This window comes from Bartonella sp. MF74HXZ (assembly GCF_042194445.1).
In the GTDB taxonomy this organism is placed as follows: domain Bacteria; phylum Pseudomonadota; class Alphaproteobacteria; order Rhizobiales; family Rhizobiaceae; genus Bartonella; species Bartonella grahamii.
This window is the reverse complement of record NZ_JBHIMW010000003.1, coordinates 61,549-74,408: the sequence shown is the minus strand read 5'-3', so window position 1 is coordinate 74,408 and position 12,860 is coordinate 61,549. Positions and strand designations below refer to the sequence as shown.

9 protein-coding genes, 1 tRNA gene and 1 pseudogene are annotated in these 12,860 nt (G+C 34.5%); 8 read left to right on the top strand and 3 right to left on the bottom strand.

The features are described 5' to 3' along the window. Positions 1 to 474: 474 nt before the first annotated feature. A complete protein-coding gene (gene rimO / locus ACFIJ8_RS03090) occupies positions 475 to 1,788 on the bottom strand; it encodes a 30S ribosomal protein S12 methylthiotransferase RimO (protein WP_375638988.1) in 1,314 nt (437 codons plus the stop codon). A 457-nt stretch (positions 1,789 to 2,245) separates the two neighbouring features. Further along, entirely contained in the window at positions 2,246 to 2,959 is a 714-nt protein-coding gene (gene lexA, locus ACFIJ8_RS03085; protein ID WP_015856402.1) for a transcriptional repressor LexA, read from the bottom strand. 1,166 nt (positions 2,960 to 4,125) lie between these two features. Between lexA and ACFIJ8_RS03080 the strand changes: the two genes are divergently transcribed. Beyond that, a tRNA-Lys gene (locus ACFIJ8_RS03080) sits at positions 4,126 to 4,201 on the top strand. 90 nt (positions 4,202 to 4,291) lie between these two features. Here ACFIJ8_RS03080 and ACFIJ8_RS03075 read toward each other — a convergent pair. Then, positions 4,292 to 4,477 (bottom strand): annotated as a pseudogene (locus tag ACFIJ8_RS03075) (integrase); the annotation flags it as partial. A gap of 285 nt (positions 4,478 to 4,762) precedes the next feature. On the opposite strand from ACFIJ8_RS03075, the gene ACFIJ8_RS03070 reads away from it, so the two are divergent. From ACFIJ8_RS03070 to ACFIJ8_RS03040, 7 genes are all read left to right on the top strand, one after another. Further along, positions 4,763 to 5,662 (top strand): septal ring lytic transglycosylase RlpA family protein, encoded by a 900-nt coding sequence (locus tag ACFIJ8_RS03070; protein ID WP_273787957.1) that lies wholly within the window; start codon positions 4,763 to 4,765, stop codon positions 5,660 to 5,662. A gap of 1,095 nt (positions 5,663 to 6,757) precedes the next feature. Further along, positions 6,758 to 7,921, top strand: coding sequence for a D-alanyl-D-alanine carboxypeptidase family protein (locus tag ACFIJ8_RS03065; RefSeq protein ID WP_375638987.1), 1,164 nt, complete (start codon positions 6,758 to 6,760; stop codon positions 7,919 to 7,921). A gap of 28 nt (positions 7,922 to 7,949) precedes the next feature. Beyond that, positions 7,950 to 8,594, top strand: a complete 645-nt coding sequence (gene tmk, locus ACFIJ8_RS03060) for a dTMP kinase (RefSeq protein ID WP_375638986.1) — start codon at positions 7,950 to 7,952, stop codon at positions 8,592 to 8,594. Next, on the top strand, positions 8,591 to 9,634 hold the full coding sequence (locus ACFIJ8_RS03055) for a DNA polymerase III subunit delta' (RefSeq protein ID WP_375638985.1): 1,044 nt from the start codon (positions 8,591 to 8,593) through the stop codon (positions 9,632 to 9,634). Before tmk ends, ACFIJ8_RS03055 begins: the two co-directional genes overlap by 4 nt. Positions 9,635 to 9,710: 76 nt before the next feature. Further along, the gene (gene metG / locus ACFIJ8_RS03050) at positions 9,711 to 11,270 is read left to right on the top strand and encodes a methionine--tRNA ligase (protein WP_375638984.1); all 1,560 of its coding nucleotides are present in this window, start codon (positions 9,711 to 9,713) and stop codon (positions 11,268 to 11,270) included. Then, on the top strand, positions 11,260 to 12,033 hold the full coding sequence (locus ACFIJ8_RS03045; RefSeq protein WP_375638983.1) for a TatD family hydrolase: 774 nt from the start codon (positions 11,260 to 11,262) through the stop codon (positions 12,031 to 12,033). Before metG ends, ACFIJ8_RS03045 begins: the two co-directional genes overlap by 11 nt. 10 nt (positions 12,034 to 12,043) lie before the next feature. Then, positions 12,044 to 12,853, top strand: a complete 810-nt coding sequence (locus tag ACFIJ8_RS03040) for an MBL fold metallo-hydrolase (protein ID WP_273787963.1) — start codon at positions 12,044 to 12,046, stop codon at positions 12,851 to 12,853. Positions 12,854 to 12,860: the final 7 nt, after the last annotated feature.

Genomic DNA, 12,860 nt, shown 5'->3' with positions numbered 1-12,860 from the left:
ACTTATTTATAATGATAATTTATTTTTTTCATTTAAATACCGTAAGATTGTTTTGTTTCAAATTCTCTTATATTGCATCCATAAAAAAGATCTGCCGGCACATCACAAAGGAAATTCTTGTGTGCATAAGACACTATTGAAAAAAGTTTCCTTTCACTAACTAATGACTGTCGCAATATGAAAAATGGGAAAATAGTACGATTGTCGATTTTCTCTTTTGTTAAGTAAAAATTGTGAACCTTGTGTTTTTTTCTTTTGCGTCGCCGTCACCTCATTTAAGGCATTAAATTAAGAGAATATATAACTGCTTGGTATTTGTGGAGTGTATAGCAAACATTCAGGGCGAGGGTTGTTCGTAAATTCTCATGAAGTGAGTTATATAAGTGATCAAGTTCGATTGTGAGTAGCCGATCTTTTTATAAACCAATGCTGATAGAAATCTTCATCATTGAGGACAGGGAAGAAGTTAAATTTTCAAACTGCTACACCATAAAGATCATAAGCATCCGACTGTTCAATTTTAACGCTGACAAATTCACCAACACGCAACGGGCGTCGTGATGATATATGGACAACACCATCTATTTCTGGAGCATCGTATTGACTACGTCCTTTGGCAACTTTTCCTTGACTTTCATCGATAAGCACTTGGAGTCTTTTTCCAATTTTTTTCTTTAAAAGATGTGTAGAAATTTGTTGTTGTTTTGCCATAAAACGATGCCAGCGATTTTCTTTCACCTCTTCAGGAATATTTTCTAATCCCAAATCATTTGCGGCGGCTCCTTTTACTTCTTCATATTTAAAGCACCCAGCACGTTCAATTTTTGCTTCTTCTAGCCATTCTAGGAGTATATTAAAATCTTCATTCGTTTCGCCAGGAAAACCAACAATAAATGTTGACCGCAAAGTAAGATCTGGACATATTTTTCGCCATTTTTCAATTCTACGGTTTGTTTTTTCTATGAGTGCAGGACGCTTCATATGACGCAAAACAGCTGGTGATGCGTGCTGAAAAGGAATATCCAGATAAGGAAGAATTTTTTTTGCAGCCATAAGTTCGATAACTTCATCAACATGGGGATAAGGATAAACGTAATGCATACGTATCCAAATACCCATATTGCCTAATTCGCGACAAAGATCAAAGAATTTTGTTTTGATTGTACGATCTTTCCAAGAATTTTCGAGATATTTTAGATCAATACCATAAGCACTCGTATCTTGTGAAATAACTAAAAGTTCTTTTACACCCGCTTGCACGAGTTTTTCAGCTTCACGAAGAACATCGCTGATGGGACGTGAAGTGAGATCACCACGCAGAGTGGGGATGATACAAAAACTACACTGGTTAGAGCATCCTTCAGAAATCTTTAAGTAGGCGTAATGGCGAGGTGTTAAACGAATACCTTGGGGAGGAACTAAATCAAGAAAAGGATCATGAACAGGAGGAATTGCTGTATGAACAGCTTCTATAACACTTTCATAAGCTTGCGGTTTTGTAATAGCCAATACATTAGGATACGTTTGGCGAATAACATCAGGATCAGCACCAAGACACCCCGTTACAATAACTTTTCCATTTTTTTTGAGAGCTTCATCAATATTGGCTAATGATTCTCTCCTTGCCGAGTCAAGAAAGCCACAGGTATTCACAATAACGACATCAGCTCCTTGATGTTGACGTGAAATTTCATACCCTTCAGAGCGAAGGCGTGTAATAATTCGCTCAGAATCTACGAGTGCTTTTGGGCATCCGAGGGAGACAAAACTAATACGAGGTGCTACCATGATGATCCTACAATTATTGTGAATGATTGAGTTACACTTTTATAACTGAAAAATAATGTTCTTTATTTTTATACCTATGCAATAAAATCTGTTACAAAGTTATTTGATTTTTTTCTACAAAATTTTATGTGTTTTTATGCATGCATACAATTTTATCTTATTGTATCATAAAATTCTGTCATTGAGGACGATGATATAAGGTTGCTTCCTTCAAAGCATTCAAGTTCTTTTATAAAGTACGTGGTGAATATTTTAAAGCTTACTTGTCGCGCCTTGCGTAAGTGAAGGATAATGGAGGGAAGGGAAAATGAAATCCGCTCGATAAGGATCTGGACTGTTTATAGACCGAATTGGGGCATCCTTTGGCTGTGGAGAGGAAGTCAACTGCGTGTGGCACAATAAAAAATACTCAACAACTCCTTACTGCGGTATCTATCGCGTACTATAAGGTTTATTTTTAATATTTGCGAATAAGTCCGGTAAGTTTGCCCTGTATTTCTACACGTTCGGATTCGTAAGTACGTGCTTCATAATGAGGATTTGCAGCTTCTAATGCAATAGAAGCACCTTTGCGTCGATAACGTTTTAATGTGGCTTCTTTTTTATCAATAAACGCAACAATAATTTCACCTGTTATTGCTGTATTTTGACGTTTCACAATGATCGTATCTTTATCAAGGATACCAGCCTCCATCATAGAATCATCTTTAACTTCTAATGCGTAGTGCTCACCTGTATTAACCATATTACGTGGGAGAGAAAGAGTGTTTATTTGTTGCAGTATAGCAGAGGCGGGCACGCTCGCAGAAATACGTCCCATAATAGGAATGGTGATATTTTTTTTTTCTTCTTCATCAAAGTTGTCAAGGTTACTCAAGTTTTTTGATATTTCCCTTTTATTTTTTTCTATCATACTGGGAGAAATTTTACGTGCTAAAGAAAGGTTAAAAGTTATTTTCTCAGGGAGTCGAATCACCTCCACTGCACGAGCGCGATTGGGTAAACGACGTATAAACCCTCGTTGTTCTAAGGCTATAATGAGCTTATGAATACCAGACTTTGAAGAAAGTTCTAATGCATTTTTCATTTCTTCAAAAGAAGGAGGAACACCAGTTTCTTTTGTGTGGTTATGAATAAACAAGAGTAGCTCATATTGTTTACATGTTAGCATTCAATATTCCAATCCAAATAATAAAAAAGGAGTAAAGTAAAAATACATGTATATATAACACTTTTACAAACTTTTTATCGCAAAATCAAAATTATTTTCTTTAATTTTGATCTTATAAGTTAAGTTAATGAAGCAGTATGTTTATTTATAGACATATTTAAATTATTATTTATATAAAACTTACTTTAATCATTTTATGAAATTATTATTTATATATTATATATCTACATTAATATTAAACAATGTATAAAAATACTTTATAGCTCTGACTGAATTATCCAACACTAAATTTTATGATATTCTTTTCTTCTAAAAATATATCTACGTATTTTGTAATTTCTTGATATAAAAAAGTTAATTAGAAGGCATTTTATATATTTAGAACACTCTATGGGTATTTAGATCATTTTGCACACTGCATATTATTTCTGCTTTTTTAAGTAAAATTATCTACAGCTATAATAGTGAGCATAATTTATAGTCATTCGGGATACTTTCAATGAGACTGAATTTTATGTCTGTTTTATTCTATAGGATAAATTGGCTTTCGTTATATATTCATTATGCATGAATAAAAATCATACCCTTAAAATGCCATTGTTGCTCATTGTCCCATTTTCAGGTCTAACGTACCAACCGCTATATACTATTTTGCTGAACCCTAATGTTGAGATAATTTTTGGTTATTGAAAGGAGGTATAAAAGGTATTTTCATTTCTTTTTTATAGTTTTATTCTCTCACTCAAGTGATGAAATGATAAATTATTATAAATCAATATGTTATATTATAAATCTGTATTCATATTTGAAAATTGAAAACTAAAATATAAAGATATAAAAATAATATTATAGTAAAAGGTATTTTTTCTCTATCCATTATGCTCAACACCCCATGTGAGGAAAGGGGGAGTAATTTCTTATAGTTTTAGCGCTTCGAATCTATGCAATATTTTGCAATGAAATTGTTCCTTGATTGAAACTTCAAAAAGAAGATTAAAGAGTACCTATACAATGATGAAAAAAGGAGGGGGAAACGGAAAATTATTGATAACTGAAGAAAATAATAATATTTTTCTTCAAAAGGTGTTGACCAAATGAAAAGTCAACCGTATGTTCCCTTCACTTTCTGCAAATTAGATAGTCTACAAACTAGATAGCTTGTGTGAGAGCGCGTAGCTCAGCTGGTAGAGCAACTGACTTTTAATCAGTAGGTCCAGGGTTCGAATCCCTGCGCGCTCACCAATTTTAAATAATATCAATAGACTATACAAAAATTTAAGAATCTTTCTCGTTTTGATTCTTTTTGAAGTTTTTTATTGATTCTATAATCAGTCATTTTCTATCAGATGTTTTGGAATAGAGCGATGCTATGCTGTCTCCTGTCCAAAAAAAAGAGCTTTAAGCTTACGATACGCTTGTACCTGCGTTGGCAGCACATGTGGTTGCTCCTTTTCTCAATCCATAGATTGATTTTTTAATACCTAGTGCATTACATGATTCGCAAAACAAGTTGCTAAAATCACTACTTATTCACAGTTTATATTATGAAATGATTTTTCTATAAGAAATTGATTTGTTTAATTTTTATTCTTTTAAACATCTACTATAGTACATTTATTTCTTACGAAAATCATAAAAAGGTTAACAATGTGTTAATTTCTTGATAGAAGGGGACAATTAAAGAGTGGTATATGCGCGAGGGAAATCATTTAAAAACGTAAATTCTTCCGTCGCGTAAAAAAAGCGTGACAGCGTGACGTGGTTTTTACAGTAGTACTTAACAGAAATAAGTGGACTGAATAGATGCCTTCAAATAAAAAAAAGAAATTTACTTTTATTATTAAACCATCACTTCAATTGTTTTCTATGATCGTCATTTCTCAGTCACTGGTATCTTGTTGCGCAAGCCAAACTATGAATTTTTCAATAAAAGATTCCTATCATAATAAACCAATTGACGTGAACACTTCTGTACTACCTCAACAAGTATCCAATAAGAAGAATCAATCGGAAGAAAGAAAGCGTGGACGAGCTGTTGTTGGTAAACCTTATCAAATAAAAGGAAAGTGGTATTATCCTCAAAATGATCCGACTTATAAACGTGTTGGCGAAGCATCATGGTATGGTTCAGATTTTCATGGGCGTTTAACTGCCAACGGTGAAATTTATGACATGAATCTTTTGACTGCTGCTCATCCCACAATGCCTTTACCTAGCTATGCTCGTGTTACTAATTTGAAAAATGGATCTTCAATCATTGTTAGAGTGAATGATCGCGGACCTTTTATGAAAGACAGAATCATTGATTTATCAAGGCAAGCTGCAGCAATACTGGGGTATGTAGATAGGGGGGTTGCAGATGTTAAGGTAGAATATATTGCTGAAGCACCCGTTGGCTATTATGATGGTGCATATTTAATGGCCTCTTATACTCCTGGAAATGCTGCCTCGTATTCATTAGCGTCAGAAAATGTTTTGAAAAAAAGAGAAACTGTTTTGTTAAAAGAGAAGCGCAATACAGGAAACAAAGAAGGATTAGCTAAATCAGCTGCTGTTGAACAGGAACAACGTAATAAAACTGTTGCAGTTAAATTGCCAGAAATTGGTCCTATCATGGTTGATAAGCCGATGCCATTCGATCAAGTTGCTTCTATAAATAAGCTAAACAAAAAAACAAAGGTCAATTGGCTACAACTGTTTTAAGAAAATATGCGTTGATTTTTTATCTATATAATTCTCTAGTAAAAAAGGTAAGAACTTACGGATTTAGTGGAAGGTTTTCATCTTAAAGCGCGTTGTCCTTTTAAAAAAGCGTGGTTGGGTGCTATTATAAATTCAGTACGAACTTTCCACTCCATTACTGGTCTATTCGTCGTTTTATGATATTTCTTGCTTTAATAAAGCACGCACTTTTCTTGCTGTAATAGCTTTTGCTAGACGAGGGGGGATTATTGTATCGGTCTGTTTGTGTAATCTCCAAAGCAACTATACAATCAATTTGATAGGAATAAAAAGCTTAAAAAGTAAAAAAATATTTTCTTTTGATTCGGTTTTGCAGCTTTCCAAAAAGCATCCACGGTAATATCTTATGAAGAGATTATGCATTATTTCATGCTTTTATTTATCATGTTCTTTAATGGAGTAAGTCTCCTCACGAGAAACAGAGCGTCTCAAACAAAATACACTTACACTGCCAATTCACGTACTTATTTAAAAGGGAAATATTTCAACACGTTACAAGCCTATTTTACGATAGCGCCTATGAATGGTATGATTGGTAACGCCTTTAGACATCACTATCTTACACTTATGAAGATATAAACCGACACCATCGTACACTTTGCAAGCCTCCAATGTTTTGTGCGATAAATTTTGACACTTGAAAGGTTGATGAGAGGTATTTTTACTCTCTTTTTTAATAATTTTTATCCATATACGAACTTTACTTATGATGCGTAAGTAAGCGAATTTTATTAAATTCAATATGAGAAGAAATATAAAGAAGAAATATTACAGTATTTTTAATAATATATAAGTTAAAATATTATAACTATTTATAATAAACAATGTACTATAAATATAAAACAAAAAAATTAAAAATATTTTTGTTTTTTATACTTTAAAATATTAAACTAAACTTAGGTATAAGATAAAAAGTGCATCATATTATTTTTGATAACGTTGAATAAAAATAAAGTCTTTTCTTGAGTTGTCAATAATTCCTCAATTTGCGGAAATAAAAAAGTTTTTTCCTATATAAGATTCTTTATGTTGATCTTTGGGATGGGAGGAGAAGCTATGTATACAACATTAAGGATCTTATTGACTTTATGGGGGATATTGGCATTTGACATGTGGGGGAGAGCAGAAGGTTTTCAAATTTCTGCATCACAATTGTTGTTACTCGATGATGATACAGGGACAATACTTTATGAAAAACAAAGTGATATTCCTTTTTTTCCTGCTTCATTAGCAAAATTGATGACAGTGGAAGTCGTATTTCATCACTTAAAGGAGGGATTGTTAAAGAGTACGCAGAAATTCAAGGTTAGTGAAAATGCTTGGCGTAAAGGTGGAGCACCTTCCGGTACAACTACTATGTTTGCAAAGATAAAGACAGAAATCAGTGTTTCTGATCTTTTACGTGGTTTAATTATTATGAATGGAAATGATGCTGCTATTATTCTTGCTGAAGGAATATCTGGACATGAGGCTCATTTTGCAAACCTGATGAATCAGCGCGCAAAAATAGTAGGATTATCTCAGAGTCATTTTGTTAACGCAACAGGGTTACCCGAAGAGGGACAATTTGTAACCGTGCGTGATATGATTATATTAGCACGTCATATTGTTCAGGAATATCCGGATTATTATGCACTTTATCGTGAGCCTCATTTTACGTGGAATAATATTTTTCAACGTAATAAAAATCCTCTTATTTCTAAGGAAATTGGTGTAGAAGGATTTGGTTTTGGCTACAGCGAAAAAGAAGGTTTTTCAATGGTTGCCACCATTTCTAAAAATCATCGACGTCTTTTTTTAGCAATCAATGGTTTACAAGATGATAAAAAATATACAAAAGAAATAGAACGCATTCTTCAATGGGGAATGACAGCATTTGATCTCAAAACGATTTTCACAAAAGAAGAAACGGTTGGTCGTGCTTCTGTTTATGGTGGTAAGGAAAATTTTGTTCCACTCATTGTTAAAAAACCAATAAGTTTTATGCTTTCGAATGAAAAAAAAGTAAATGTTAAAGCAAAAATTAAATATCATGGTCCATTGAAAGCTCCTATCATTTCTGGGCAATCAGTTGGCGTTCTTCAAATTTTAGAAGATAAAAAGGTTCTTCTGGAAAAACCAGTTTTTGCCGGAATGAATGTTCAGGAAGGAAGTTTCTTTGCAAAAGTAAAAAATGCATTCTATGAAATAACAATTGGATGGTTACGGAAATATTTGTAGTTACGTGCTAATAAGGTTAAGGTCATACGTGTCAGGTTATTTTATTACATTCGAAGGAGGGGACGGGGTAGGAAAAACGGTGCAGATTTCTTTACTTGCTGAGTCTCTCTCACACCAAGGTTATGATGTTGTCACAACACGAGAACCAGGGGGAACGCTAGGAGCAGAAGTAATCCGGCATATTTTGTTGTCAGGGCAGGCGCAACAGTATGGACCGTTGATTGAAGCTGTTTTGTTTACAGCCGCACGTGTCGACCATGTTACCGAGGTTATCGCGCCTTCTTTGCAAAAAGGTAAAATCGTTTTATGTGACCGCTTTATTGATTCTACACGCGTTTATCAAGGACTCAATGATACAGTCAGTTCTTCTCTTCTTGCTGTTTTAGAGTGTATTGCACTCAATGGTATCTTGCCCCATTTAACATTTTTATTAGATATGCCAGCAATGTGTGGTATGAAACGTGCAAATTTACGAAGAAAAGAAACAGAAGAAATTGATTATTTTGAAAAAGATCAGTTGGAAATTCAAGAACAAAGGCGTCAAGCTTTTCTTCAATTGGCCAAACAGGAACCCCATAGATTTCGAGTCATTGATGCCACTGGCTCAGTGGAAGCCGTTGCACATCAAATAAAAAATATTTGTCATCAGGTATTGTTGGATCAGCTTTCATGAGTAATGTAAATATCTTACGCCAATATGATGATATTGATACAATTTTATCACCATCCCAGAATGATGTTGTCTTTGGTCATGAGGATGTTCGTCATTTTTTGACACAAATGCTTAAAGAAAAGCGTTTGCATCATGCATTATTATTTGAAGGAGAATATGGGATTGGAAAAGCTACATTAGCCTTTCATCTTGCTTGGAACATTTTAAGTTCTCAACAGGGGGCTTTCTTGAAACCCGATCCTTATTCTACTCCATGGCGCCAAATTACACAAGGAAGTCACCCTGGTCTTTTGTATATTTCACGTCGATTTGATGTAAAAACGCAAAAGTTTAAAACAGGAATACTCGTTGATGATGTCCGTGATATTATGCATTTTTTAAGCCGAACATCGCAAGATAATGGATGGCGTATTGTTATTATTGATTCTGCAGATGATATGAATAGAAATGCAGCAAATGCAATTCTCAAAATACTTGAAGAACCACCTTCAAAAACGTTATTTGTTATTATCGCGCATTCTTCAGGAAAATTGCTTCCAACAATCCATTCACGGTGTCAAAAAATTTCTTTTCGTCCGTTAAATAACGATGAAATGAAAAAAGTTATTACACATATTTTCGCCAATCAGAACTTACCTGATGAGAAAACAATTGAAATAATTATTAAAAAATCTAAAGGAAGTCCTCGAAAAGCTGCTTTACTTATCTGCCATGGCGGTCTTGAAATTATTAGAACAATTGATGCTCTCTTAGAGAAACCTGTTTGTAACGCAACGATTGTACATACTCTTGCACAAACATTTTCATCTGTTTCTTCTACATTCCAATTTCAACAATTTTGTGATGAAATTCTTAATAAAATTCAAAAAAAAGCTATCATGCTCGTTGAAAAGGGTGACTTATTTCTCTCAAAAAAATATGCGGAAAAATGGCAAGAGATTCATCAAGAAATAGAGGAAATACAACTGTTTAATCTAGATAAAAAGCAGTTTGTTATTAACTTACTTTTTAAAGTTCATAAGATCATTCATGAGGATTAGTTTTTCCGTGACAATACGATGAATCGACGTTATGTCATTATATCTTTTATTTATAGCGTTTTACAACGAGTATGACATGCGTGACACATATTACATAACAACTCCCATTTTTTATCCTAATGGTGCTCCACATATTGGACATGCCTATAGTGCAATTGCAAGCGATGTCTTAGCCCGCTTTCAACGATTAAACGGAAAAAATGTATTTTTTCTTTCTGGTACAGATGAGCATGGTCTAAAGATGCAACAAACCGCAGCAGCATTAGGCATGACACCTCAGCAACTTGCAGATCGTAATAGTGCTGTGTTTCAAAAAATGCTTGCAGTATTAAATTGTTCTAACGATGATTTTATTCGTACGACAGAAGAACGCCATTACCAAGCTTGTCAAGAAATTTGGAAAAAGATGGAAGCAAATGGCGATATTTATCTCGGTCGTTATACGGGGTGGTATTCGGTTCGCCAAGAAGCCTATTATGAAGAAAAAGATACGGAAATTGGACCAGACAACATCCGCCGTGAGAAAGAATTAGGCTCTCCAGTTGAATGGAATGAAGAAGAAAGTTATTTTTTTAGACTTTCTCATTATGAAAAGGCTCTTCTTGAATATTATGAAAAACATCCTGATTTTATTGCTCCACTTGAGCGGCGTAATGAAATTATAAGTTTTATAAAATCAGGTTTAAAAGATATCTCTATTTCACGCGCAAGTTTTAACTGGGGCATTGCTGTTCCTGAGAATCCAAAGCATGTGATGTATGTCTGGGTTGATGCGCTTACAAATTATCTATCAGCAATTGGTTTTTTCAATAAAAATTCAAAAAAACGTGATTTTTGGCCTGCAAATACGCATATTATTGGTAAGGATATTATTCGTTTTCATGCAGTCTATTGGCCGGCATTTTTAATGTCTGCTGGAATTGAATTGCCTAAAAATATTTTTGCACATGGTTTTTTACTTAATCGTGGTGCAAAAATGTCAAAATCTATTGGAAATGTCGTTGATCCTTTTGAAATGGTTGATCATTATGGTCTTGATCAGGTCCGTTATTTCCTTCTCCGTGAAGTACCATTCGGACAAGATGGTAGTTATACCCATGAAAGCCTTGTGAACCGTATTAATGCTGACCTTGCTAATGATCTTGGTAATTTAGCACAGCGCTGTTTGTCTATGATTGCCAAAAATTGTAATGCACAAGTCCCGAGACCAACTTCATTTTTAGCTCAAGATAAACAGCTTTTAGAACAATCTCTTCAAGTACTTGAAACTGTACATCAAGCTATGTCTTCTTATAGTATGCATTTAGCACTTTCAGCTATTTTTTCAATTGTAGCAGATGCCAATCGCTATTTTGCCAACGAACAACCTTGGAGTTTACGTAAAAATGACCAAGAGCGATTTTCTACAGTTCTTTATATCACTGTAGAAATCTTGCGGAGAATAGGAATTATGCTTTTACCTTTCATACCCCAATCAGCAGCGAAACTTCTTGATAGCCTTGCGGTTGCTGAAGATGATCGGTTATTGTATCATATAAGTCACTCAAGAATTCAAGAAGGGCTTGATCTTCCACCACCAGAACCGATTTTTCCTCGTTATATCTTGAAGAAAGAAGATACTTATCATGTTGATTGATACACATTGTCATCTTGATTTTGAAGATTTTTCACAAGATTTGGATAATGTTATCCAACGGGCTTTAGATGCTGACGTTAAACGTATGATAACAATTTCAACCCATGTTCATAAGTTAGATAAGCTGTTAGCCATTGTGCAAAGCTATGATCAAGTCTTTTGTTCTGTTGGAACACACCCCAATCATGCGCATGAAGAACAAAATATTACAGCGGAAGAGCTTATACAGCTCTCGAATCACCCTAAAATTGTTGCGTTTGGGGAAGGGGGGCTTGATTATCATTATGATTATTCTACACCAGAAGAGCAAAAAAAAGTTTTTCAAGAACATATCATTGCTTCTCGAGAAACACAGATTCCTCTTGTTATACATTCACGCAATGCCGATCTCGATATGGAGACAATATTACGTGAACAGATAAAAGAAGGAGCTTTCCCCTTTATCCTTCATTGTTATTCGTCTGGAATGCAACTTGCTCGTGCTGGAATCGAACTTGGTGGTTATATTTCTTTTTCAGGTATTCTCACTTTTAAAAATGCACTTGAAATCCGTGAAATAGCAAAAATTGTGCCCCATGAGCATTTGTTAGTGGAAACAGATGCTCCATTCTTAGCACCTAGTCCCCATCGGGGAAAAACAAATGAACCGTCTTTTGTATGCTATACAGCAGCTGTTTTGGCTGAAACAATTGGCTTAAGCATTGAAGAAACAGCTCAAATAACAACGCGTAACGCTTTTCGTTTATTTAGTAAAATGAAATAAGGCAAAAGATATGTGTGATCAATACCGATTTACAATATTAGGTTGTGGTCCTTCTCCAGGAGTGCCTCGACCCAATGGTGATTGGGGAACATGTGATCCGAATAACCCTAAAAATAAACGCTACAGAAGTTCTTTATTAGTTGAACGTATTAAACCTTCAGGAGACAAAACAACAATCGTTATTGATACAGGTCCAGATTTTCGCTCACAAATGATTGATGCGCGTGTAAGCCATCTTGATGCTGCTCTTTACACACATTCTCATGCAGACCATATCCACGGTATTGATGATTTACGCAGCTATGCACTTGCACAAAAATGTCTAATAGATATCTATGCCGACAGATTTACACTAGAGCATCTCAAAAGTGCTTTCGGATATTGTTTTCAAACACCAAAAGCTTCATCTTATTCTCCCATTTTAAAAGAGCATCTTATCAATGAAGATAGCCAATTTATTATTCAGGGGCAGGGCGGAGCAATAAGCGTCAATACACATTTACAACACCACGGAAACATTCATTCCTTAGGTTTTCGGATTGGGAATGTTGCCTATTGTACGGATGTTAGTGAATTTCCTGAAAAAACTTTATCCAAATTAATGGGTTTGGATGTTCTCATCATTGAAGCTCTTCAATTTAAATCCCATCCGAGTCATTTTTCTGTTGATCAAGCATTACAATGGATAGAATATTTAAAGCCAAAACAAGCAATACTTACACATATGGATAGATCGCTGGATTACAACAAGGTTATAAATTATGTCCCATCCTATGTAAAACCTGCATATCAAGGTCTTACTTTTGAAACAGATACGTAAGCTTATT

What these genes read in the sequence shown, in the direction of transcription:
- lexA (WP_015856402.1), bottom strand. Translation starts at nt 2,959, where the DNA reads ATGCTAACATGTAAACAATATGAGCTACTCTTGTTTATTCATAACCAC.
- ACFIJ8_RS03055 (WP_375638985.1), top strand. Translation starts at nt 8,591, where the DNA reads ATGAGTAATGTAAATATCTTACGCCAATATGATGATATTGATACAATT.
- ACFIJ8_RS03045 (WP_375638983.1), top strand. Translation starts at nt 11,260, where the DNA reads ATGTTGATTGATACACATTGTCATCTTGATTTTGAAGATTTTTCACAA.
- ACFIJ8_RS03070 (WP_273787957.1), top strand. Translation starts at nt 4,763, where the DNA reads ATGCCTTCAAATAAAAAAAAGAAATTTACTTTTATTATTAAACCATCA.
- ACFIJ8_RS03065 (WP_375638987.1), top strand. Translation starts at nt 6,758, where the DNA reads ATGTATACAACATTAAGGATCTTATTGACTTTATGGGGGATATTGGCA.
- ACFIJ8_RS03040 (WP_273787963.1), top strand. Translation starts at nt 12,044, where the DNA reads ATGTGTGATCAATACCGATTTACAATATTAGGTTGTGGTCCTTCTCCA.
- rimO (WP_375638988.1), bottom strand. Translation starts at nt 1,788, where the DNA reads ATGGTAGCACCTCGTATTAGTTTTGTCTCCCTCGGATGCCCAAAAGCA.
- metG (WP_375638984.1), top strand. Translation starts at nt 9,711, where the DNA reads ATGCGTGACACATATTACATAACAACTCCCATTTTTTATCCTAATGGT.